The sequence below is a fragment of the Acetobacter sicerae genome, assembly GCF_011516765.1.
Taxonomy (GTDB): domain Bacteria; phylum Pseudomonadota; class Alphaproteobacteria; order Acetobacterales; family Acetobacteraceae; genus Acetobacter; species Acetobacter sicerae.
In genome coordinates this window covers 1-20224 of sequence record NZ_JAAABN010000023.1, presented here as the reverse complement: position 1 = coordinate 20224, position 20224 = coordinate 1, and the positions used below count along the sequence as shown (strand labels likewise).

General features: G+C 55.8%; 29 protein-coding genes. 6 read left to right on the top strand and 23 right to left on the bottom strand.

The features are described 5' to 3' along the window. Nucleotides 1-38: 38 nt before the first annotated feature. From GVI59_RS16155 to GVI59_RS19135, 3 genes are all read right to left on the bottom strand, one after another. A complete protein-coding gene (locus GVI59_RS16155; RefSeq protein ID WP_173575125.1) occupies nt 39-1082 on the bottom strand; it encodes a baseplate hub protein in 1044 nt (347 codons plus the stop codon). Then, nucleotides 1079-1402, bottom strand: coding sequence for a phage baseplate plug family protein (locus tag GVI59_RS16150; protein WP_173575124.1), 324 nt, complete (start codon nt 1400-1402; stop codon nt 1079-1081). The genes GVI59_RS16155 and GVI59_RS16150 overlap by 4 nt, the downstream gene beginning before the upstream one ends. A gap of 86 nt (nt 1403-1488) precedes the next feature. Continuing rightward, on the bottom strand, nt 1489-1641 hold the full coding sequence (locus GVI59_RS19135; protein ID WP_173575102.1) for a hypothetical protein: 153 nt from the start codon (nt 1639-1641) through the stop codon (nt 1489-1491). Here GVI59_RS19135 and GVI59_RS19410 point away from each other — a divergent pair. From GVI59_RS19410 to GVI59_RS16120, 5 genes are all read left to right on the top strand, one after another. After that, nucleotides 1596-1766, top strand: a complete 171-nt coding sequence (locus GVI59_RS19410; protein WP_338422114.1) for a toxin-antitoxin system HicB family antitoxin — start codon at nt 1596-1598, stop codon at nt 1764-1766. The genes GVI59_RS19135 and GVI59_RS19410 overlap by 46 nt on opposite strands. A 90-nt stretch (nt 1767-1856) precedes the next feature. Continuing rightward, nucleotides 1857-2867 (top strand): superinfection immunity protein, encoded by a 1011-nt coding sequence (locus GVI59_RS16135; protein ID WP_173575123.1) that lies wholly within the window; start codon nt 1857-1859, stop codon nt 2865-2867. An 882-nt stretch (nt 2868-3749) separates the two neighbouring features. Next, a complete protein-coding gene (locus tag GVI59_RS16130; RefSeq protein WP_173575122.1) occupies nt 3750-3896 on the top strand; it encodes a hypothetical protein in 147 nt (48 codons plus the stop codon). Next, complete coding sequence (locus GVI59_RS16125) at nt 3893-4702, top strand: phage antirepressor KilAC domain-containing protein (protein ID WP_242013171.1); 810 nt, start codon at nt 3893-3895, stop codon at nt 4700-4702. Before GVI59_RS16130 ends, GVI59_RS16125 begins: the two co-directional genes overlap by 4 nt. Next, on the top strand, nt 4699-4953 hold the full coding sequence (locus GVI59_RS16120; RefSeq protein WP_173575121.1) for a hypothetical protein: 255 nt from the start codon (nt 4699-4701) through the stop codon (nt 4951-4953). Before GVI59_RS16125 ends, GVI59_RS16120 begins: the two co-directional genes overlap by 4 nt. Nucleotides 4954-4975: 22 nt before the next feature. On the opposite strand, the gene GVI59_RS16115 is transcribed toward GVI59_RS16120, so the two are convergent. The 14 genes from GVI59_RS16115 to GVI59_RS16050 are packed head-to-tail and all read right to left on the bottom strand — an operon-like array spanning nt 4976 to nt 14891. Then, nucleotides 4976-5632 carry a phage baseplate protein gene (locus GVI59_RS16115; RefSeq protein WP_173575120.1) on the bottom strand — a complete coding sequence of 219 codons (657 nt, stop codon included), beginning with the start codon at nt 5630-5632 and terminating at the stop codon, nt 4976-4978. After that, nucleotides 5629-7575 carry a phage tail tip lysozyme gene (locus tag GVI59_RS16110; protein WP_173575119.1) on the bottom strand — a complete coding sequence of 649 codons (1947 nt, stop codon included), beginning with the start codon at nt 7573-7575 and terminating at the stop codon, nt 5629-5631. The genes GVI59_RS16115 and GVI59_RS16110 overlap by 4 nt, the downstream gene beginning before the upstream one ends. After that, a complete protein-coding gene (locus tag GVI59_RS16105) occupies nt 7568-7720 on the bottom strand; it encodes a DUF6889 family protein (protein ID WP_173575118.1) in 153 nt (50 codons plus the stop codon). The genes GVI59_RS16110 and GVI59_RS16105 overlap by 8 nt, the downstream gene beginning before the upstream one ends. A 41-nt stretch (nt 7721-7761) precedes the next feature. After that, on the bottom strand, nt 7762-8181 hold the full coding sequence (locus GVI59_RS16100; RefSeq protein WP_173575117.1) for a phage tail assembly chaperone: 420 nt from the start codon (nt 8179-8181) through the stop codon (nt 7762-7764). Further along, on the bottom strand, nt 8181-8630 hold the full coding sequence (locus GVI59_RS16095) for a phage protein (RefSeq protein ID WP_173575116.1): 450 nt from the start codon (nt 8628-8630) through the stop codon (nt 8181-8183). Before GVI59_RS16095 ends, GVI59_RS16100 begins: the two co-directional genes overlap by 1 nt. Nucleotides 8631-8639: 9 nt before the next feature. After that, the gene (locus GVI59_RS16090; protein WP_173575115.1) at nt 8640-9764 is read right to left on the bottom strand and encodes a DUF3383 family protein; all 1125 of its coding nucleotides are present in this window, start codon (nt 9762-9764) and stop codon (nt 8640-8642) included. After that, the gene (locus GVI59_RS16085) at nt 9761-10342 is read right to left on the bottom strand and encodes a phage neck terminator protein (protein WP_173575114.1); all 582 of its coding nucleotides are present in this window, start codon (nt 10340-10342) and stop codon (nt 9761-9763) included. Before GVI59_RS16085 ends, GVI59_RS16090 begins: the two co-directional genes overlap by 4 nt. After that, on the bottom strand, nt 10339-10734 hold the full coding sequence (locus GVI59_RS16080) for a hypothetical protein (RefSeq protein ID WP_173575113.1): 396 nt from the start codon (nt 10732-10734) through the stop codon (nt 10339-10341). The genes GVI59_RS16085 and GVI59_RS16080 overlap by 4 nt, the downstream gene beginning before the upstream one ends. Beyond that, nucleotides 10721-11365, bottom strand: coding sequence for a hypothetical protein (locus GVI59_RS16075; protein ID WP_242013170.1), 645 nt, complete (start codon nt 11363-11365; stop codon nt 10721-10723). Before GVI59_RS16075 ends, GVI59_RS16080 begins: the two co-directional genes overlap by 14 nt. After that, a complete protein-coding gene (locus GVI59_RS19475; protein WP_408736626.1) occupies nt 11290-11706 on the bottom strand; it encodes a DUF4054 domain-containing protein in 417 nt (138 codons plus the stop codon). The genes GVI59_RS16075 and GVI59_RS19475 overlap by 76 nt, the downstream gene beginning before the upstream one ends. Then, the gene (locus GVI59_RS16065) at nt 11660-11944 is read right to left on the bottom strand and encodes a hypothetical protein (RefSeq protein WP_173575111.1); all 285 of its coding nucleotides are present in this window, start codon (nt 11942-11944) and stop codon (nt 11660-11662) included. The genes GVI59_RS19475 and GVI59_RS16065 overlap by 47 nt, the downstream gene beginning before the upstream one ends. Beyond that, nucleotides 11944-12945 (bottom strand): DUF2184 domain-containing protein, encoded by a 1002-nt coding sequence (locus GVI59_RS16060; protein ID WP_173575110.1) that lies wholly within the window; start codon nt 12943-12945, stop codon nt 11944-11946. The genes GVI59_RS16065 and GVI59_RS16060 overlap by 1 nt, the downstream gene beginning before the upstream one ends. A 35-nt stretch (nt 12946-12980) precedes the next feature. Further along, complete coding sequence (locus tag GVI59_RS16055; RefSeq protein ID WP_173575109.1) at nt 12981-13502, bottom strand: structural cement protein Gp24; 522 nt, start codon at nt 13500-13502, stop codon at nt 12981-12983. A 9-nt stretch (nt 13503-13511) separates the two neighbouring features. Next, a complete protein-coding gene (locus tag GVI59_RS16050; protein WP_173575108.1) occupies nt 13512-14891 on the bottom strand; it encodes a DUF2213 domain-containing protein in 1380 nt (459 codons plus the stop codon). On the opposite strand from GVI59_RS16050, the gene GVI59_RS16045 reads away from it, so the two are divergent. Next, a complete protein-coding gene (locus tag GVI59_RS16045) occupies nt 14890-15180 on the top strand; it encodes a hypothetical protein (RefSeq protein ID WP_173575107.1) in 291 nt (96 codons plus the stop codon). The genes GVI59_RS16050 and GVI59_RS16045 overlap by 2 nt on opposite strands. Here the strand turns inward: GVI59_RS16045 and GVI59_RS16040 are convergent, their stop codons facing one another. The 6 genes from GVI59_RS16040 to GVI59_RS18870 all read right to left on the bottom strand — a co-directional run. Next, a complete protein-coding gene (locus GVI59_RS16040) occupies nt 15181-15702 on the bottom strand; it encodes a phage head morphogenesis protein (protein ID WP_242013169.1) in 522 nt (173 codons plus the stop codon). Nucleotides 15703-15929: 227 nt separating this feature from the next. Continuing rightward, nucleotides 15930-17375: a DUF1073 domain-containing protein gene (locus GVI59_RS16035; RefSeq protein ID WP_173575105.1), complete on the bottom strand. Its 1446-nt coding sequence runs from the start codon at nt 17373-17375 to the stop codon at nt 15930-15932. Further along, the gene (locus GVI59_RS16030) at nt 17375-18670 is read right to left on the bottom strand and encodes a phage terminase large subunit (RefSeq protein WP_173575104.1); all 1296 of its coding nucleotides are present in this window, start codon (nt 18668-18670) and stop codon (nt 17375-17377) included. The genes GVI59_RS16035 and GVI59_RS16030 overlap by 1 nt, the downstream gene beginning before the upstream one ends. Beyond that, nucleotides 18670-19128, bottom strand: coding sequence for a hypothetical protein (locus tag GVI59_RS16025; RefSeq protein ID WP_194299166.1), 459 nt, complete (start codon nt 19126-19128; stop codon nt 18670-18672). Before GVI59_RS16025 ends, GVI59_RS16030 begins: the two co-directional genes overlap by 1 nt. 217 nt (nt 19129-19345) lie before the next feature. After that, the gene (locus tag GVI59_RS16020) at nt 19346-19975 is read right to left on the bottom strand and encodes a hypothetical protein (protein ID WP_173575103.1); all 630 of its coding nucleotides are present in this window, start codon (nt 19973-19975) and stop codon (nt 19346-19348) included. Continuing rightward, nucleotides 19975-20224: type II toxin-antitoxin system HicA family toxin (locus GVI59_RS18870; RefSeq protein ID WP_206752374.1), on the bottom strand; the 250-nt coding region annotated here is incomplete at its 5' end. The genes GVI59_RS16020 and GVI59_RS18870, both read right to left, overlap by 1 nt.

Below are 20224 nucleotides of genomic sequence, written 5' to 3'. Positions count from 1 at the left end.
ATCTTCCTGCTGGTCCTTGAATCTTTCTCTCAGGTCCATCAGTCAACCGCATTCACAAGGACTTCTGACTTCGCCGGCATGTCGCTTGGGTCAACGCTGATGCATGTCATGCGTGTGTACCATTCATCGCCCCGCGTATCGCCGGAGTGCTCAGCAAAGATGGCCCTAAACAGGCCATTTTTAGGAAGTCCGTTCACTTTCCATCGCTGCGTTCCCGACACATTGTCTGACGCCTGCGTCGTTTTGTTGCCGCCTTGTGTTCCTACATAAGATTGATCAACTTGCGCCGGAAGAATGGCGGACTGACCAGCTTTGTCACGCTTTGCATCCAGCCGGATATGAATAAGTGAACCGCGCTTGATCTGCGGGCTCAGGAGGCATGTTACCTGCACACCGTCAATCGTCTGCACGGGGATGCCAACCAAACCAGAGGACGGGGTGAGTACGATCTGGGGCTCTCCGGGCTGTGCGGGTTTTGACAAATCGGCCAGCGAAACCACCTTAATTTCATCACCATCTGTTACAGGGAGACCGCCAACTGACTGCGCGGTTGTCCGGCATATATCCCGCGTCATCCCATAAATGACTTTTGGACGCGCTCCTGACCCCGATATTTCCGGGAAGGTCCCGGCTTTCATGGTTCCCTGCGTCGCCCCATCAGCAGCTATTGCTGCGGCCATATCCTTGGCGCATTGCTCATGAATATCTTTGTGTTTCCAGCCCGCCGCCAGAACCGCACTGCTTACGCTGAAAACATGCGCTACATCGCCAGACTGCGCGAATATATCAACGAAAGTATCTACGGGATTTTCCCGACCGCTGCGGATCTGATTGATTGTGCCGTCAAATATGACGCCCACATTCCCCTGATAACCCGCTGCCAGTGTGACGCGGATAAACTCGGACTGTAGCCTTGCAACAGTTTTTTCGTTTGGATTGTATACCCGCGCTGACAAGACGCGTGGCGTATCCGTCGTTCCGTGCGTGATATTGAAGGTAACGCGCAGATTGGCGAGGTCGAGACCGGATCCCGATGCGTCACCAACCACCAGAGAGCATGCGCGGATGAATTGCTGCGTCACGACACAATCACTGCGTAGAGATAGGAAGAAACGCCCAGATTATCGTAGGTCGGGACAGAATCAGCGTCGCCGCTCGTCGTTACAACCAAGCCAAACCCAAGGCTGAGATAAGAGAATTGTCCGAGAAGGTTTGCGCCTGTAACGAGCGGGAGGCCGGTTAGAATATTCGACCCCGATGAGTCAATGATATCTATGAGCCATCCACCACCGTCAGGCACATCGCAGTAGGTTTGACGAATGGTATATTGTGCACCGGAAATGCTGACAGAGAACGACTGAGGCGCAGCCGAAACGGGCACCTCGTAGAACGTCGTCGCCATAATGTATCCGGGAGTTGTCGGCCTCGACGCACGAAACCCAAACTACACATTCAATTACACATCCGTTGATGCATCGTCAAGCGCAATCAGTGCAGCGGCACAAACACCGCGCCCTGCTTCGGGGCTGCTGACGAGCGGGGCACATACGGCCAGTGCTGCGGATTGGTCGCCGCGCTCTCGGCCATCGCCTGCAATTCCGGGTCGGAGCGCAGGTCAGCCGGGAGCAATCTACCGCCCATCGGGTCAATGCCAGTATAGGACGTGTGAATATCCGCATACCGCGCGCGCCGCTCTGGCCGCTGAATTGGCTGGAACGAGCCTTAACCAGTGGGCTGAGAAAGTGCTGGACGAAGCTTCGCGGTAAGCTCCTGTCACGCGCAGCCTTGCCACCCCACCCTTCCCAACCCCATTAACCCGAAGTAACCTCGCGTCACATTTAAAGACTGAGGTTACTATGCGGAAATTGCTCGTCGCGTTGGGGTTGTTGTTTGCTTGTCATGCCGCACATGCTCAAACCTACAAACCAGACTTTGATTGCAACAAACCGCCGCCCAACAATGGCGTTGCTATTATGCTTTGTCAGAATAGTGAGGCTGCCAAGCAGGAATTGATTTTTGACCAGACCTATTACGCGCTGCGTCAAAAGGTCGGGCCAGAAGGCTGGAAGTCTCTGAAGCAGGAAATTGTCTTGGCAGAGAATGCGATGAATCAACAATGCGGCTTGCCTATACCTGGTGAAGCAAATCAGGCAATCCCAGATCAAGGTGCGGCCTGTTACATTGAAGGAATGGGTAAGCTCACTGAGCAATATAAACAGAGACTTTCAGGGAGCGCCCTAGAAGAAGCAACCCGCGATATTGACCGGCATATCGCCCTTCAACAGAAGCTGATCGACCTCGGTTATCTGCCTTCAGGCGCCGTGGCTGATGGCGTTTATGGTGAAGGGACGCGGACAGCGATTGAAACATGGCAGAGGACAAAAGGCCGACCGGAAACGGACGGCTTTCTTTCCGACAACGATTCGGACATCCTACTATCCCCTCCTTCGATTGACGCTGGCACGCCCACAACATCCGCCACAGAAAACGTCAGCAATTCTTATTCAAGCCAGAATGGACCTTTAAGGGGAGAAGAGGCCAAACCAACGATAGAGCCTAACGAAGCGAGCAAAAAAAGCGACTTGCTACAACTTGCTGAAAAGCATGGGGTTGCTGACTCAATACGAGGAATTTCTCCAACTGTCGTTCTTCTTATTTTGCTATCATTAATATCATTCTACTTCCTGCCGTTAGTTGTTGCGCTTTGCAGGAGCAGCAGTAAGACAATACCAATCTTTATCGTAAACTTTTTTCTGGGATGGACTTTTCTAGGGTGGATTGTTGCTTTGGTAATGGCCTTCTCAAGCGAAACAAAAACTGAATACCATCTTCGTATGGCGGCTATGAAAAGGATGGCAGACATATAAAATCGTTTTCTATCATACCTCACAAACAAAAACGCACGGAGAATAAATTGAGATTTCTTAATTGGATATTTGGGAAAAACAAAAAAGAAAATAGCAATACAGAATACTTACGGAACACAAAATATGGCTCCGATATATTTACTATAGGAGGCCCTCCCGGTTATTGCGCGAGAATACCTCTCCCAAAGAGAAGAGGTATATCGAAAGAACAAAGAAAATTAGATGATATTGAATATAATAGACTCATGCGTGAAAGCTTCGCTAAAAGAGGTGAATTTAATCTCGACCGTTTATTGTGCACAAATGTTGCTGATAAATTTATTTGGAAATCGAACAGAGAGAGTATGAGAACATGTCAGATAGCAAAAAAGAATAATGGGAAAATATTTTCGAAACACAGCCTGCCTGAAGAAGGATATCCGGGGAATGTCCCGTCTTGTCCAAATGGATGGTGTAATTGCTACATTAGTCCATTAGTGAAATAAATAAACGCACATCTCATCATTATATATGGATGATCTTTTGCCCCGCGCGATTAACTTAACGCGGGCTATTTTATGCATAGATTCTGCTGTTGTCCTTAACGCTCTCTAGTAGAGTCGATTTTATCTTCCGACTCCGCCTCAAGTCCTGCCGCAATCAAGCGCCGGATAGCTTCAGCACGAGTAACGTTGTGGTTTTTGGCCCATGCGTCCAATTCTCCGAGAAGGGGTTGTTGGACGCGAGAGCGGATCTCCTCGCTTTCCACTGGGGGCCGTCCCATCTTTTTGCGCGTATAAAGTGTTGACATGCAGACTTTATACGCGCATATAGTTCGGGCGGCAACAGGAAATCCTACCTTCCTAAGCCGCCCTAACCACAAACCGAAAGGGCTTTCGGACTATGGCTACCTATATCAATACACCAAAACCATTCTCATGCGTAGATGAAGCGTCTATCCGCGCTCTGCTCAAGCCGAAAGCGCCGACCCACGACAAGGACATGAAGCCGGTCGTTCAGGCCCGTGTCCGTGAGTTGGAGGCTGCATGATGACCCAGAACCTCATCACGCCCGAAATGCATGACGGCGAGCTTCGTATTCTCGATACTGATCTGGCGGTTCGTCTTGGGTTTGCGCAACCGCGAGATATTCGTAAACTGATAGCGCGCCACGGTGGCGCGCTATTGCAAATGGGCACTTTGCCCACAGAAGAAATGACGGTTGGGAAGGGCCAGAAGGTCGAAGCCTATTACCTCAACCGCAAGCAGGCGATCTTCATCACGGCCAAGTCGGAGACGGCGACCGCAACCGATATCACGATTGAGATCATCGAGCGGTTTGATGCCTACGAACGGGGAGAGGTCCAGCCGGCCATTCCGCAGACCTACGCGGCGGCACTTCTGGAAGCGGGCCGTCTCGCCGCTGAGAAAGACCAGATCGAAGCAGCCCGCGCAGCGGCGCAGGCTCGCGTCGAGGAGCTGGAGCCAAAGGCCGAGGCGTTGGCACGCATCTCATTCGCAGAAGGCGAGTTCGGTTTGCAGGAAGTCGCCAAGATGATTCAGGTGAAGCCGGGCAAGTTCATGGACTTTCTCGATACGCACCGGTGGCGCTTTGCGCGCGGCAAGGTGAAACTCGCGTATCAGGACAAGATCGACGCCGGGTATCTGCGGAACAAGCCCTACACCTATCGGGACAGTAACGGCGAGGAGCATGTCGGCAACACGATCCGCGTCACGACGAAGGGTCTTGTGAAGCTGGCACAGGTTGTCCCCGGCGCTTCCATCGCTTCTGAGGTTGCGGACCTGAAAGAGAAAGTCCCTGCAAATTTTCGGAAAGCCCCGGAGCCAGCGTCATGAGCGCGCTGGTGGCGGTCGGAAGCCCGGAACGACTGGATTGGGATGAAGTCGCCAAGAGGATCGGCGACCTCACGACGGTATGGTCGCGCCTTGAGCACAGGACCTCGGAAGTGAACACATCAAACTGCGAACGCTCTCTCAGGAACGCCGCCGCTGCCATCATGCAGCTCTGGGATGATGTGCAGGCGGAGAAGTCGCGGCGCGAGAAGGCTCTCCCTCGTGTGAAGCGGAAGGCGCTCGCGGGGGTGTGAAGGGGCGGTCGCGATGACCGCCCTAATATCCAGACGCCGCCTTGATCCCGGCCCACAAGGAACTTAGCGCACTCGTGTTCGTCGCGGCCTTCAGCTGCTTCTGTCCTGTCTTGGTCACAGGGGCCGTGCTTTGCGGCCTTGCTTGATTGCTCGCCGTGACATTCGTGGTGGCTGTGACCGTATTGACAATCAGTATTTCGCGGCACGACGCTGAAACGAACATACTATAGGCTGTGGAGGCGTCAGTGAACGTCTCCACGCTCTCAATGAGCATGTTCTTATAGAGCCGCTTCCCCGTCACAATCTGGCACAGCGTCCGCGCCTCCTGGAGTGCGATCAGCTTCTCATAGACCTGCCGGCAGTATGCCTCTCCCCAGTTGCCATCAAGCAGGCTCTGAACAGAAAAATCCTGCACTGAGAAATTGCTGAACGTCGCTTTCAGGCTGGCGTTCGACCATCCATACTCAAGTCGCAATTCGGCAGGCAGTTTGAACGCGTGGTCAGTGATTGCAGCGCCGGTTTCAACAGGATGGCTGGTGATCCCGAGGCTGTCACGGTGGCTTTCCCGGACGGTGAGATCCGGAATGACGCTGACCGTCGCGCCGGTCGTATCTGTGCTGCTGATGGACCGTGAGCCACCGTAAATAAGCGATGCAATCTCGCTGAGTGTTCCGCTCATCCGCGCCTCATTTTCAGATTTCGCGTCAGCCGCGCCGTAGCGTCCTGCTGGCGGTCTGCAACAGCCTGCCCCGTTGCCTGCGGGTTTCCAGAACCGGAGATGTTGTTCGTTATGTTCTGGTGCAGTGTGACCGGCGCGTTGGTTGTGGTGGTTGCCCCAGATTGCGTGCCAACATCGTAGGCTATGGACGCGCCTGACAGACGGTTTTTCATCCCCTGACTGTCACCGCTCTCTCCGGACCTCTCGATGTTCTGGGCGAAGTAATGCGCTGCCTGCATCAATCCATTCGTGCGAAAGAAGCCGTTTCCGCCTTGTTTTTCGGCACCGTTGCGGATTTCCCAGACCGCAGCCTTAAGCTGATCTGCCAGACCGGCGCGGCGCACATCAATACCTGTTCCAGAAAGAATGGCATCAGCCCGCGTGTCATCCCACTGCTCCACTCCGTAATGAACATTCCCCCTCTGATCCACGTTTCTGGCGTATGGATTCAGGGTGCTCTCCTGAACGAAATTCCCCACCATCGCCGCCGCGTGGGTAGCATCGACGCCAAGGCTCTGAAGCGTCTGCATAGCCTCGCCCATCAGCTTTTTTTTCTGGGCGTTCCGGATCAGGCCGCCTTCCTCATTCCATGTGTTTTTGATGTCGGCACCCGTTGCCGCGTCATTGTCCTGCATTATCTTCCAGATACTCGATGCGTCTTTTTTGGCAGCCCCCCACCGACCACGAACAACGTCATCCGCGAGTTTAGCCATCCCGACAAGAACGTCCCGCGCCTCGGTGAATGCTCCGACGACTTCATTTTTTACGAAATCAACAATCGGCATCATGTAGGGTTTTACGTCAGGCCACAGATTTTTGAGCAGATCGCCCAGGGCATTTATGCCATCAACCGCCGCATCAATGCCCGGCTTCCACTTGGCCCAATCAACAAGATGCTCTCCGCCCTTCTGCCACGACTTGTAATCGTCATAGAGGGCCAGAATAGCTAATCCGAGTGCGATGACGCGCCCGATAGGGGTGGCCATGAACGCCGTATTCATAACCTTCCACGCCAAGGCCAGAAGACCAAGCCCCACAATCCACTGGCGCGTTCCACGGTCCAGATGCGTGAACCAGTCAAAGAGCGACGCCATGATTTCGCCGCCACGCGAAAGGAGCTGCATCAAAGCCTCGCCTAGACTCAGCACGACCCGTGCCGCTGTCTCGATTGCCCCGGATATCCTGCCGAAATTGGATAGGATCAGCGCGCGAAGGCGAGCGATATCACCGCCGACGCCCCGCATCAGAGAGATGCCGACTTTATCCCGGAGCGCCTGAAGGACGATACCGAGGCTCCGAAGCTGCTGCATGAACCCAGCCCCGGCTTTTGTTGCCTGCTCCTGTGAAATTCCCGCCATCTTGTAAACGCGCTGATATTCCGGCCAGAATTGACCAAGGCCGCGTATCATTGCCTGAAGCGTGTTCTCGTCTATCCCAAGGACGCCAGCGGAGGATTTTGCCTGCCAGTAAGGCATGGAGCGGAACTTAGCCGCCAGATCGCCCATAATAGCCGAGGTGTCGCGTAGATTGCCGTGAGCGTCCTGCGCCTGAACGCCGAGGCGGGACAGGAAAGACGCCGCGCCCGGCGATGAGCGTAGGAAATTCCCCATACTCTGGAGAGACTGCGCCGCAGCCTGCGCATTGCCTCCCATCTGAGAGACAGCGTAAGCAAAACCCTGCATGCCGGAGACAGATGATTGTGCGCGTTGGGCCGCATAGCCCATCTGCTCGTAGGCCTGAGCCACCTTCCCGACAGACGCGACAACGCCAGCCAAGGTTGCGCCAAGCGCAAGGGCTGCCGTTTTCGCTCCAGCAATCGCGTCATCGAATTTCTGCTGTCCCTGCCGGTCAACAGCCCAGCCGAGACTGACCAAAAATTCCTTGATTACGCCAGCGTCAGCCATCTTTCGCTTTCAATGCCCTGTGAGCGCGGGCTTCATTCTCAAGTTTCACGTCAAGCGCGTCATTCATCGCCAACACGTCTTCCAGCATCAGCGCACCATCCGTCAGGCTCTCCATGTGACAAAGGCCCGCCAGAACAGGCCTCATCAGGAAATCCTCGCCATTGGGCAGAGAGACTGTCTCGAAGGTCAGGCCAGCGCCGGTTCGTTCGAACCTTGGCCGCTGGCGGGCATAAAACCCGCGAGGTTTTCCTGAATAACGGCAGCCGCCAACTGGAGCATTTCAGGAAGCCCCACAAAGTCGAACTGCACGACGCCCGGACGAGGCATGATCTTGAAATCACGCTGAGCTTCCTGATCGCGGTATGTCACGACACTGAGGCAATTATCCATGATGTAATCAGCATCCGCGTCAGAGAGCGCGGCGACTGCCCCGGCGATTTTCTCCAGATCGATAGATGCAGCCACGCTCTTGAGGTCATTGATTGACGCCGCGGCATCGGCCATTGCCGCGATGACCGGGGCAAGTCGGCGTGCGACATGAAACTGCCTGCGCGCATCGAGCTTGCCGGTGTGATAGATCCGGCCCGATAGTTCGATCTCAGTCATCAGTATGTCCCCAGATATTCGATGATTTCACCAACGTCGAACGCCCACGTCACAGTTCCGCCGTCTGTCGCGTATTCCAGATCAGGAGCCTGCCGGAAGGCGATCCCGTTACAGACAACCTTGTCTCCCGACACGTTCTGGGTGACGGTAATCGTGTTCTTGCCCCACAGGCTGGAAGATATGCGCTGAGCGTTGTAGGCGATCATCAGTTTCGCATTGACCGGAGAGGTCTTCAGGAGCCGAACCGTCACGCCGCCATTGTTCGCCGCGTGAAGGCTGTGCATCCAGTCGCCCGACGCGCCGGTCGTCAGATTGTTCTTCGGATTTGCAAGAGAGATTGAAATACCTTCTTCCGCTGCCGCTGCTTCCGAAGCGAGAGAGGTCGAGATGCCCGGCCCCACCATGGAGGCTGAGACATCAATGAAAGAATAAGTGCTACCGGTAGCCATTGTTCAGCCTCAGTTCACAATGTTGACGATGACGTTGGATGAATGCACGGCTCCGGCCAGCTTGCAGGCAATCTGCATCGTGACGGCCTTCCGCGCGGCACGATCGGCGGCGCTCTGTGTGGAGATGGCAGGCCGATAGATGTAATAGCCGCTCGGCATGGTATCACCGCTGTTGAGTGCTCCAATTGTCGGTCCATCCCAGACACCGGGGGCAAAGAAGCCGTTCTGCACATAGACACTGCACTGTGCGTCATATGTGGTTTCGAGAATGTTCATCCCCGCGTCAGTCTGCGCAATCTTCGGCTGTGTGTAGAGCGTGTTGAAGCCCGCAACCTGAAGAGCGTTCTGGAAAGCGTCAGCACCGATGCGCGTGTCAGCCCATGTTCCGTCAGCCATAACGCCAGTCTGGAGGATTGCCGTTCCATTCTGATAGTTGACGTAGACGTTGCAGTTTTTTGCTTTTAGCGCGGATGCCTGCGTGCTGGTGAGCGTTTCCGCTGTCACATCGGGCTCAGTCTTGAACATGAGCGTCAGCGTGGTGTTGGAGCCCGTGTAATCCACGGTCGCGATGCGGCCAAAAGCAGAAATGGCGGCATACGGAGAGGATGACGAATACTGGACAAAGGTTCGCGTAACCGTCGCCTTCGAGAGAAGGTATGCGAGATCGGTGGTTGAGGCCGCGTCAATCGCCCCAGCCTCCTGTGCCGTTACCCACAGAGTGCGAGGTGGATTGAGAGCCTCGATCTGCTTGGCTACAGTCACCATTGCCGTATCAGTCGGCATCGTCGCTTCAGTGAACGCGCATCCATACCAGTCCCCCGTGGCGGCAGCGAGACGGGCGATCGTAACAGTCGGATCAGTCTCCGTTTCCTGCTGTTCGCCAATGTAGAGCGTCGAGGGGTGGGGTGACTGTGCGAAGAAAACCGTTGCCGCCGCATATTCTGGCGTCGTCGTGGCGAAGTCCTCACCGACCTCATCCAGAGACGCATACTGGCGGACATTCTCACTCGCTGTGAGGACGCCAGATGATCCGATAATAAGAAGAGCCCCGAAATTTCGCGTAGCCGTAGCAGTCGGCTCAAGCGTGATCGTCACATTGACGATATCCGAGACAGGCAGTCCGGAAGTGCTCATCCGGCGTTCTCCGTGTTGAAGTTTGCAATGATAATCGTGTCGTTACCGGGATGGGTCTGGACTGTTCCATCAGACGTGAGGACTGATTGAATGGCGTAGGATCGCTGTTCATGCAGGCGCAGCCGAAACGTCAGGTCCGAGCGCGGGAGCCACCCCTGATTGACGAGAGATGGAACGCGAACAATGCTCCCCATATCGAGTATCGCCATCCCGTTCTGAAAAAGGATCGCCCTGTTCCCACAGATCAGAACGCCCTGCCGGAACCGTCTGGCGTAAAGTGTGGCGTCAGGGCCGTAGAATGATGCGAGGACAGACAGAGTGCCATGCTGATGGGCCACAAGCGGGCCGTCGCCAGACAGTTCCTGCGCCCCATACTGGTCGAAGTCTTCATCTGTGATTGAGGCAGCGCACCAGTTTACCTCGCGGTCGGGCTGCTTGGCCGGAACGATCTGCCATCGCCGTCGAACGAGCGACCGGTCCAGCCCTGATACGGCGGCGATGAAGTCACCTACTATGAGATCAAGGTCACGGTCCTGCTCGCAATGCGTTTCTGTGACTGGAAGGAGTTCTCCGGTCATGGTGCGTATTCGCTGTTGACGCTATCGGCCTGCAAGCCCCACAGGGCGCATTGCGCCTGCGTATATCCGCTGCCGTATGCCCCCCAGTCATTAGTGCTGATGACAGTGTATCGGGTTTTGCCAACGATGATATTGTCGGCGCTCATCGGCCCGTCGCCGGATATGAAGCCGAAACGGGCATAGACCGTGATGCCTCCTCTCAGTCGCTCCGCATCCGGGCTGCGTAAAAGCTCCTGCGTTGAGATCGGCTGGACGCACCCAAGTATTGGAAACTGGGTTCTCGTCAGGGCCGTTTCGCCGCGTGCATCCACTCCACTCTGAATGCGCTCGACCGTGATATTCGACCAGAAATCCGGATCATCCAGAACATCGGTAACATCAAGAAGAGCCATCGCGTCTCGTCCTCGTATCCCGGATGACGTATGTGATCGAGTTCTGAAGATTGCCCGTGTCTATCAGTGGCTGAGCCAGATCGGTCGAAGGCGGAAGGCCTCCTTTGCGGCGCTCCAACTCTTCGGTTGCTCCAACCTCTGAGCCACCTCCTCTTCTGATCCGCGCCTCAAGCGTTGCGTCAGCAAGCGGCTTGAATGGCCCTACATCCATCTTGTCCTTAACAGCACCAGATGCATTCAAGCCTATACTATTGAGGGCAATCTCAGTTGCCTGCGCATCGCCTTCCAGCGCTTTCTTCCCGGCAGAAGCTAGACGCTTGATTGCGTCTTCCGTAACGCTTTGAACGCCGGGAACAAGGAAGGGGCGCGCGGGAATATTCCTTTCAGGGCATCCGGTTTCCTGCACGTAGCCTATGAGTGCATTACTCGCTTCTGCATCATCCGGTCTGGCGCTTTCTTCTTCCGGGATACCTATCATGACGCGTTTGAGCGTGAGATCCTTGACGGCCTTCATCACTTCAGCAACGCGATCCTTGCTTGCCGTCACGCCCGGCTTCAAAACTGCATCCCCCCAGATCCATAGATCTGGACCAGTTGCCAATACTGGCGCCCATAGATCGTCATATTCCATGGTCCAGCACCGTCTACGGAGCCGATAGACGCATCCATGCTCTTTGAGACGCTGCCCACGCTCTTACTTGTGACAATGCCGACATCCATTCCGGGAGTAGCGCCCACCGCCGCCGAACGCGCTGCCTGTTGTGACAGAACGAGTTGGTGCGCTGTCACCAGACAGACCCCGTATCGGTAACTGTCCTGCCACCTCTCAGCTGAAACGAATTTCCGGCCGAGATGGATAAGTGTTTCGATACGACAGGGTGGATAAGACGCCGTGTCCGAAAACTCTGGGAATAACCCCAGAAAATCACACGGCGTTATTTCCTTTTCGTGCTCGTGAGGGTTTGGGTGCATCCGGTTCATTTCCGGCCACCTCTGCGGTCCCCAATGCGGGAAGATCTGATCCATCGGTTTCGTTTCGAACGGATTCATTCTCTTTCGGCCCCAGTGTGGAAAAGAACAGGCAGTTTTCACGAACGAATGGATGAAGCATCTCCTCATCCGTGAAATCATGCAGCCCGACGGGAAGATATCGCGCACTCCGCCCATCTCGTGAGAGATGGAACGGACGCACCACGCGGGCGAGGGTCATCAGATACCGTCCTGATAGCCGACGGTTTCCGGATAGACGAATTCAACCTGACCCAGCAGAGACCAGTAGGTTGTGCGGAGCCAGATATCCTGCGGCGTGATCTGCGAGCGCTGGAGCGGGACGAGAGGGTAGCGGACGTAATTCTCATCCTGCGTATAGATAACCATACGGTCAGAGCCACTGGCACCTGCTCCAGTCAGCCACTTGCAGGGCAGGATTTCGATTTCCTCGCCACTCGCATTCGTCGTCACGTTGTTCTTCTTCAGATACTGAAGAATGGAGAACGTGCCTGCGCTGCTATTGACGCGGGTAAGCTGCGCATACTGGGCAGGCGGCAGGAGAATCTTCTTCGGGAGGACAGCGTAACCGGACTGTTTCCAGACCGCCGTCATCGCCTCATTGACTGCTGACTGGATGACATCGGCGGTTGAGGCCGTGAACGTCGCAGAAAGAGCCGTCTGCGCGGCAACTTTTGGGCTGTTGATCAGGCCATAAGCGCCGCTAAACGTGTCCGAGTCACCCTTATAGACCATCTGGTCGATGTCCATCTGGTGCTTCAGATTAATCGCGGCCAGTTTCTGCGCATCGATCGGGCGTCCGAGACGCATGGAACGCTCAAGCTCCACAATCGTATAGGACAGATTCGATCCCCAGAGGCGTAGGGGCTGAGCAACCTTGTTGATGTCAACGGTCGCAGCCGGGATGCTGGTGCTTTCGTCGCCAATCCAGTTTAGCCCCGCCGGGTTGATACCGCCGACAGACCCGAAAGAGGATTGCGTGAAGGACGACAGTTCGTCGCCTACACCAACGTCCTCGCGCAGATCGATATCGCGGCCCCACGTCACCGCTGCGAGAGGTTCGTGGATCTTCGGGTCAAGGCGCTCAAGCTCGCCGATGAAGAAGTTCCCGACGCTGTCCATAGTGGCTGCGTCATAGGTGAATGCCGAGTCAGTCGTTCGCACGCGACGGATTGTCGGCGCGTTACCGTATCGATTGTTCATTTGGTGATTCCGTCTGAAAAGATCGGGGCCCTCTGTCAGGAAGCCCGGAAATCGAAGGAGATTTCGGTAATGCCATCAGTCCCGGCTGGGCCGACGAACTTGGCCCCTGTCAGAGCGGGGGTGTTGGAGGCGGTCGTGGCATCAGCCGCAGCTTCAGCCGCGCCGAGGACAGACGGAGACGTCACGCCGCCAACGCGAACGTAAACCGAACTCCCTTTTGCCGCTGACGTGCTGCCCTGAAGCGGGACGGCCATAAAACCGCGCCGGGCTACAGCATATGCCTCACCATTGATCTGAGGATACGCAGCGTTTCCAGTGTTCGCCACAGCAAAGCCGGGATATGCCCGCACCAGCATCCCATAAATATCAGAAGACTTTGTGCTTGCGGTTGGCAGCGTCGCCTTGCCATCGCTGGTCAGAACAACGGGGCGGCCAAAGCCATAAGTGGACCAGTCAACGGTCGGATCAAGAGCAAGCTGCTCAATGTCGCCTGGAGCAGGCTGACGCGTCATGTCGCCCGCGTAGGACGTGTCCATGCGGTAAAGGTAAGAAACCATTGGAGCCTCTTATTTCTTGCGGTTGTAGAACGCTTTGTTGCGCTCATTGATGGATGCAGGGCTGGTGCCGCTCCGATCCTCAGTGAAGGACTTGAAACCGCCATAGGAGCCCTTGCCACCCAGGTTGTTCGCGTTCTTCACTGCGGCGCTGGCGGCGTTGAACGTGCTGAACAGAGCATCACTCGTCATGGTCCGAGGCGTCAGTTTGCGATAACCGAGAGTGTCGGAGATAACTTTCGCCTTTGCCGGGTCGCGCATGGCGTTCTCCAGAGCCTGACGACGCATGCCGTCGATGGCCGCGCGCTTGTCTTTTGCACTGGCGGCGCCATCGGTCGTCATGATCATAAGGCCCGGCGACAAGATTTCTGCGGCGCTCAACGTGTGCTGACGCACAGCAACAAAAGCCGCATCTCCAGTCGGGGCGCGCTTGCCATCATCGCAAAGCATTTCTGCCTCGTCCTCAGTCTCAGTCTGGGCGTCCTTGTCGTCATCCTTCTCAGTCTCCTCGCCGCCTCCAGCGCCATCTTCGTCGGCGGTCGCCTTGAGCGCCTGAGCAATCAAAGCAGGTAGCGCGTCGATTTTTTCACCGAGGCCAGAGATCGCCGTCATGCAGGCGGCCATCGGGTCAGGGGCCGTCTCTTCGTCGCGTGTGCGGTCAAGCGTAGGCTCAACTCGCGTCTCCGGAGATTCATCGGCACCTTCACGGATAGCCTCTTCGACACCGTCAGCATCGTTTGTCTGAAGGGCGGCCATCAGTTTGCTGCCCCATGATTTTTTCTTGAAAGCCATAACTGGTCCTTCTGAATCACCAATTCTGACCGTCCGGCCACCACGGCCCCGGTCCACAATGGCGAGATGGTTTCCGATGATGTTCTTCTGCCGGTAATGACCTATCTGGCCCTCAACAGGCTCGTAGTCCGCGTCATAGCCGGGCGAGACCTCGCGCATCCCGCGATTGATCGCATCGATGGCGCTCTGGTCACGAACAACAAGATCGGCGATGAGATAGTCGGAGAGCCCACCTTCTCCGCGCCGAACATTCCGGATGCTCCCCTTGGAATATTCCGAGTAACTCTGCGGCGTCATCTGAACGGGAGGATGCTTCAGAGTGACGGGAGCGGCCTCAAACGACTGGATCGTCTCCGGCCTGAAAAGATCGCTCTCATCCCGATGGACCTTTAGAACGCCATCGGGCGATGAGCCGATACGTTCGCCATTCTGGTCGAGAAGCTCACTCTCGTCGTAGAGCATCGTCCCCGTTCGGGCGATTGGCACGTCCCGGCAGAGCAATGACCCATCGGGAAGCAATTCCCTCGTGTCGCCAATTTTTTCGACAGAATAGAGATCGTTCCCGCGCGACGGGACAAAATCGGTGGTATGGATACGCATGACCAATGAAAATCCCAAACCCATCGATATTGCTTGGGTTGTTGAAGAACTGCGCTTCACTGCCAACGAGAATGCGCAAGGTATGCCGCTGGAAGTTCTGCTCAGCAGAAAGGAATCACCAGAGTTCGAAGCCGCGTGGCTTCTTGTTCAATGGTGGCGAAAGCTGGTTGAATTATCCGGAACAAACGATGATGCGCGTGCCATGCTCTCCCTCGTAACCGGTCAGATCACAGAAGAAGAATGGCCAGACAATGATCGAACACCGCCGGATCTTCTGAACCGCCTCTGATCAGGCGTCGGGCAATACTGGACGAGCAAAGCACCTGCAATTCGGGACGCACCCTGCATGACCGGTGAGACCGTCCAGCGTTGGCGGCTCTTCCCATGCAACGAACTGCCCATTCATTTCGCGATGGCTCGGGCGTGTCCTGTTATCGCGATGAGAGCGCCAGATATAGCCGGGTGAACCAATCGCCTGTGCGCGCGCCTGCGTTAGAAGCGAGGACGCTCTTGAAGTCTCGGTCCTCGCTATGGGCGTGGCCCGGCTTTCCGTGACCTCTCCTGTCTTCAGTAGTTCGTCCCGCAGTTCACTGAACCGGGCTCCGGTTATCAGACTTTCAGAAGCGATTTTCTGAGCCCGCTCAGCCGCTTCACGGGGGAGTGACGTAATCAAATCAACCTGCTCGGCCTGCAACTGCCGCATAACCCGACCTGTGTCAGCGTTCTCCAGTTCGCGCCGGAGCTCAACGCCCATCTGTTCGGAATACTGCTTCCAGTGCTGGCTATTCACGCGACTTACGTCGGAGAGCATCCTCGCCGCTGTTGTTTCGGCCCACGGCTCCAAAAGTCTTTCATATCGATGCAGGGCGGAAACAAGGGGGGAAACCCCCTGGTCGCCGCCAGGATCATACAGACTGGTCAAATCCCCTATCTGTCTGGCAATTTTTCGAAGTGACCTCTCGTAGAACAGTGTCAACCTCCGCGTCGGCTGGAACGCTGACTGCGGGGCGGCCTGATCAGTCGTGCGGATGAGCATTGTTATGCCTCACGGTTCGAGGACGGTTCCGCTACTGGCAATGTTAAAGCATCCTGATCGAGAGGCTCACCCGCTCCCTCTGAGGTCGAAGCTGTTTCCGAAAGTGACGGTGGCTCATTCTCAGCCTCGGCAATCTCGTCCTCAGAAATCGTGTTCCAAGCGCCATCGTATTCAGCGCCTGCCTTCAGCTCCTTCAGAGCCGTTCCAGCCCCTACCAGCCCTGCACTGAACGCCGCGACCACAGAGTTAGTCCTCTGCGCTGCCATCTCAGCTTTTTGGTCAGCCGTCATGCCCATCAATGGCGCGAACTTGAATGACATTTCCTCCGGTGCGGGCGTGCCATATTTTGAGCGCCAGACCAGATCCAGCACCTTATGCACGTCAGGCCGCTGCATTTCCTGCTGTTGGGCTATGCCCTCGTGATACTGCCGAAGGTCGCTTTCTCCGGTGCTGAAACCAGCAGGGGACTGCCCGAACAGGCGCGTCATAGGGGTGCGTATTGCGCCGCTGATCTGCTGTCCGAATTGCGTCAGAATATCTGACAAGCCAGCAAAGGCGTAGGTGATTGCATTGAAGTCATCCTCGCTATCGATGACCGTCATGCCTTCGTTTGTCTGCCACATCCGGATGTTATCCATCTGTGCATTCAAGCCACGTTTTGCGCGATCATCAGTGCCGCCGAGGACTTTTTTGTAATCCTTCACCTTCATCACGCGCAGACGAGCCGTGTAGACCAACTGAGCCGCACCCATTGTTGCGCTGTCGTATGCTGTGAGCGCGTCGAAAATGCGTTCTACGATGGACATTCCCCATCCATTCTCATATTGGCGCTGATAGATCGGGAGCCTGATACCATCCATTCGGATGACGCGACTGTGGTGAACGTATTTTCCTGACAACGGTCCAATACCGGGAACGATCTGGTAATAAACAGGGTTACCCATTTGCGGGCCAATGTCAGTAATGCAGTTTTCGTAGTCCGGCTGAGTAATCCAGCGGTCTATCGCGTAAATTCCGCGGAACTGATCCTTCCCCACAGCCTCAAGGTTGAGAGGGGTAGAAACATCCTGTCCGTCCACCAGCAAGATCCCAAGCGATCCTCCATAAAGACGAGACCACTTGATTACATCAGAATACGACGACCATATTCCAAGGCGGCTGAATTCAGCCTGGACCTCATTCTCACGCTTTGTATCTTCCAGACCGACAATATCAATCCCGGCACGCGTCATGTCCTCAGCGACGCAATCTACAGCATTGCCGATGATCCACGACCCGCGATAGGCGGCCTCAAGCTGGACGCGGTTTCGGGTCCAGAATTTGAACGCGTAATGGCCAGCACTTGCGAGGTTGTCCTGATACCGACCGGTGCGCGTGGCGGGATTGATATAGCCATCGCGCGTCTGGGCTGACCGGGCGTTGGTGCGTTTTCTGTTGCGGGGGGGCATCAGTCAGCCAATCGTGCGTAAATTGAGGTCCAATCGTCTTCACCCAGAGCCAATTCAGTTATACCCCAGACCATTGCGTCAGCTCGGTCGGGAGACTTAGAGCCTTGGAATCCTGCACTAGAAAACTGGCAAAGCTGTTCTTCAAGATCGGGGAATCTTCCATGATGCACCACGCGGCCCATCTCATAGAGATTAGCAACCGGCTCGGCCCGTATGTGCTTACCCCGGCTAGCGGTCACGATCTTGATGGGGGCAGAGTTTCTGGCAGCGAGAATGTTACTCTCCACCAGAGCGCCGCCATAGTTGCGTTCTGCCACTATCAGATCGGCCTGCCACTTATCAAAGAGCTGGATGACCAGAGAGGCCCATCGCGAAGGGCTGTATCGGCCTGATGCATCCTCAAGAATGTGGATGCCGCCGTCCCAGTCTAGGCCTGAAACGCTGATCCCTATCTCATCCGAGCGGATATCTTCGTCGCCAGAGCATCCTGATGGGTCTACAGCAACGACAATGCGAGAAAGAGAATCTCTTACGGACGCAAAATTTTCGTCAGTGACAGCGCTGTCGCGTTTGAAACTGTCGAGGTTCCAGAACGCACCGTCAATCGCAGCCTGATATTCTCCATATAGAAACCGTCGCCGTTCGCGCTCAGGAAGCGCCTCCAACTGGGCCAGATATTCAGGAGATAGATTTTCCCGGTTCGCATCCGGGTTGAGCTGCATTGTGACGTAATTGTCCGGATCTGGTAGCGGCTCGCCAGATTTTGGTTCGATCTTCTGCTCGAATAGCTGGTAGAGCCAGTGCGATGTCGTCGGCGGATTGGCGTCGATGTATTCCTTGAGAGCCAGACCGGACTTTTGCGCCAGTCGCGTCACAAGCATATTACGAGCGCCGTAGGCAATCTGGCTGGCCTCGTTCATGTAGATCGTGGCGAACTCGTAACCGAGGATCTTCTCGGTGCGCTCCTTATCGTCCAGTCCGCCGAAAATAATCCGGCTCTTGTTCGGAAACTCTACAAACCAGTCCGTCTGGTTCACTGCGTAAGGAACACCCGGAAAGCATAGCTTCATTACTTTTGGGAATGTATCCCGGATAATTGTGCCCTTGAGAGCATTGAAACGATGTCGGAAAATTCCGTGCTGTGTTTCCGGCGCACGCATTGCACGGATACAGATTGCCCGGATGAGGAGAAATGTTTTCCCAGATCGAGAGCCGCCCCTCAGCAAAATATGCGTAGCCGCGGACCCGAGGAGTTTATTCGCCTCGTTCTGCCTCGGATTCAGTTTGGCGACCATCAGAGATCAGCGTCATCCGGGGTGATGTTGATCGCTATTGCGCCGGACTGGCGAACGTCATGGCGTTCGCGGTATTTCTCTGGACGATGGGCCTTGAGGAGCATCTGCATGAGCGCGTCGGACCGCTTCCGGGTTTTTAGAAATTCACCGTCCGGTCCACGCACAACCTGCCCGGAAGAGACAACGTATTCCTCGTCCCCCTCAATAGCCCTGCGTCGAGCCTCCTGCTCAAGCGCGTCCGTGGCCTCATCAATCGCGTCATCCCATGCGGCGGAAAAGGCCGCGTCAGTCTCGCGCCACTGGTAAAGCGTGCTGCGGTCACGCAGCGCCACACGCGCAGACGCGGAAACATTAGCCGTTTCTCGTAAGTGCGCTAAGAAAACCTCTCTCGCGTCGCGCGTAGAGGGTGTTGTTTCTGTAGGCACAGCCTTATTCTTGGCCGCCTTCTTCCCGGCCATATCCGTTCTCCACCAAATTGAAACCCTTCCCGCCTTACCGCTTAAAATTTCAGGCTGCGCGGTTTGCTCACCACGAACGACTGCCACGCCTACGCGTTCTGGGATCGTTTCGCTTAGAGAGGTTCGGGATTTATCGCATCCGGGTCAGATGCGGAAAGGTAGCAGCCCCCAGAAACAGAAAAAGCCACCCTGCAGGATGGCTTTAAACGTAGAAATGCTAAACTACACAACTTATCTCATGTTCGTTGATGGATTGCAAGCGCTTTCGATCGGCATGTGCCGCACGCCATCTTTCCATCCGCTCTTCATGTTCGGACTTCTCACGCTTGGCCTTAGCTGAACGTTCCCGCATCTCACACATCACCTCGGATAGCCGCTCTATCGCGGAGATGCAGAGCGCATTCGCCCTCTCTTTCTGACGCCAGCCAGCCAATTCGGGCCGTAACTTCTTTCCAATATCCACAAACGACATCTCGCCAATCAGAAGCCACACCAGCAGCGCGTCGGATCGCTTTCCGATTTTGTCGCGTATCTCGCCCAGCCAGACGCCGCTGTCCATGCACATGATGCGCCACGTCATCGGATCGTGCCGTCCGTCCTCTGGCGAAACGTAATCGCTCGCATGATCGACGTATCCCGCGTAGGCTTTTTCGAACTCCTGCCGCCACCGGAGCGCGTCGTTATACTGGACCGCGTTGATCTGCCCGGATGTGACAAGCCTGTCGATCGGCGGGTTTTTGCGGACAGCACCTCCTGCCGGACGAAAATCTGATTTCCCCGCCCTCTCCGGTGTCGGCCCCATATCGTCAGCCTGTCGAATGACCACCCTGCGTTTCTGCCCTGCCATCACCCACCCCTCGCCGCTCGTTTCAACCCTGCCTCAATATTCCGCACGACACGCCAGTCACCGGGCGTCGCCGCCGAGAAATACAAAGCGCCCGTTTCGTGCTGCCATCTGACGTGGCCACCTCTGCCAACCCGCGCAGTCCAGCCCATAGGTGCGAACCGGCGCATCAGATCGCGTATTGTTCGTGATGGAGCGCGGGTCATTGTGAGCGCGCTGCGGTGGTTTTCTCCACCAGCGCCCTCTGCACCT

Coding starts and splice junctions, on each gene's coding strand:
- GVI59_RS16045 (WP_173575107.1), top strand. CDS start 14,890: ATGACCAATGAAAATCCCAAACCCATCGATATTGCTTGGGTTGTTGAA.
- GVI59_RS16075 (WP_242013170.1), bottom strand. CDS start 11,365: ATGGAATATGACGATCTATGGGCGCCAGTATTGGCAACTGGTCCAGAT.
- GVI59_RS16150 (WP_173575124.1), bottom strand. CDS start 1,402: ATGGCGACGACGTTCTACGAGGTGCCCGTTTCGGCTGCGCCTCAGTCG.
- GVI59_RS16085 (WP_173575114.1), bottom strand. CDS start 10,342: ATGACCGGAGAACTCCTTCCAGTCACAGAAACGCATTGCGAGCAGGAC.
- GVI59_RS16095 (WP_173575116.1), bottom strand. CDS start 8,630: ATGGCTACCGGTAGCACTTATTCTTTCATTGATGTCTCAGCCTCCATG.
- GVI59_RS16080 (WP_173575113.1), bottom strand. CDS start 10,734: ATGGCTCTTCTTGATGTTACCGATGTTCTGGATGATCCGGATTTCTGG.
- GVI59_RS16020 (WP_173575103.1), bottom strand. CDS start 19,975: ATGGCAGGGCAGAAACGCAGGGTGGTCATTCGACAGGCTGACGATATG.
- GVI59_RS16115 (WP_173575120.1), bottom strand. CDS start 5,632: ATGAGCGGAACACTCAGCGAGATTGCATCGCTTATTTACGGTGGCTCA.
- GVI59_RS19135 (WP_173575102.1), bottom strand. CDS start 1,641: ATGGGCGGTAGATTGCTCCCGGCTGACCTGCGCTCCGACCCGGAATTG.
- GVI59_RS16125 (WP_242013171.1), top strand. CDS start 3,893: ATGATGACCCAGAACCTCATCACGCCCGAAATGCATGACGGCGAGCTT.
- GVI59_RS16135 (WP_173575123.1), top strand. CDS start 1,857: ATGCGGAAATTGCTCGTCGCGTTGGGGTTGTTGTTTGCTTGTCATGCC.
- GVI59_RS16035 (WP_173575105.1), bottom strand. CDS start 17,375: ATGCCCCCCCGCAACAGAAAACGCACCAACGCCCGGTCAGCCCAGACG.
- GVI59_RS16030 (WP_173575104.1), bottom strand. CDS start 18,670: ATGGTCGCCAAACTGAATCCGAGGCAGAACGAGGCGAATAAACTCCTC.
- GVI59_RS16065 (WP_173575111.1), bottom strand. CDS start 11,944: ATGACCCTCGCCCGCGTGGTGCGTCCGTTCCATCTCTCACGAGATGGG.
- GVI59_RS16100 (WP_173575117.1), bottom strand. CDS start 8,181: ATGACTGAGATCGAACTATCGGGCCGGATCTATCACACCGGCAAGCTC.
- GVI59_RS16090 (WP_173575115.1), bottom strand. CDS start 9,764: ATGAGCACTTCCGGACTGCCTGTCTCGGATATCGTCAATGTGACGATC.
- GVI59_RS16120 (WP_173575121.1), top strand. CDS start 4,699: ATGAGCGCGCTGGTGGCGGTCGGAAGCCCGGAACGACTGGATTGGGAT.
- GVI59_RS16050 (WP_173575108.1), bottom strand. CDS start 14,891: ATGCGTATCCATACCACCGATTTTGTCCCGTCGCGCGGGAACGATCTC.
- GVI59_RS16025 (WP_194299166.1), bottom strand. CDS start 19,128: ATGGCCGGGAAGAAGGCGGCCAAGAATAAGGCTGTGCCTACAGAAACA.
- GVI59_RS16055 (WP_173575109.1), bottom strand. CDS start 13,502: ATGGTTTCTTACCTTTACCGCATGGACACGTCCTACGCGGGCGACATG.
- GVI59_RS16105 (WP_173575118.1), bottom strand. CDS start 7,720: ATGAGGCCTGTTCTGGCGGGCCTTTGTCACATGGAGAGCCTGACGGAT.
- GVI59_RS16130 (WP_173575122.1), top strand. CDS start 3,750: ATGGCTACCTATATCAATACACCAAAACCATTCTCATGCGTAGATGAA.
- GVI59_RS16060 (WP_173575110.1), bottom strand. CDS start 12,945: ATGAACAATCGATACGGTAACGCGCCGACAATCCGTCGCGTGCGAACG.
- GVI59_RS16040 (WP_242013169.1), bottom strand. CDS start 15,702: ATGCTCTCCGACGTAAGTCGCGTGAATAGCCAGCACTGGAAGCAGTAT.
- GVI59_RS16110 (WP_173575119.1), bottom strand. CDS start 7,575: ATGGCTGACGCTGGCGTAATCAAGGAATTTTTGGTCAGTCTCGGCTGG.
- GVI59_RS19475 (WP_408736626.1), bottom strand. CDS start 11,706: ATGCACCCAAACCCTCACGAGCACGAAAAGGAAATAACGCCGTGTGAT.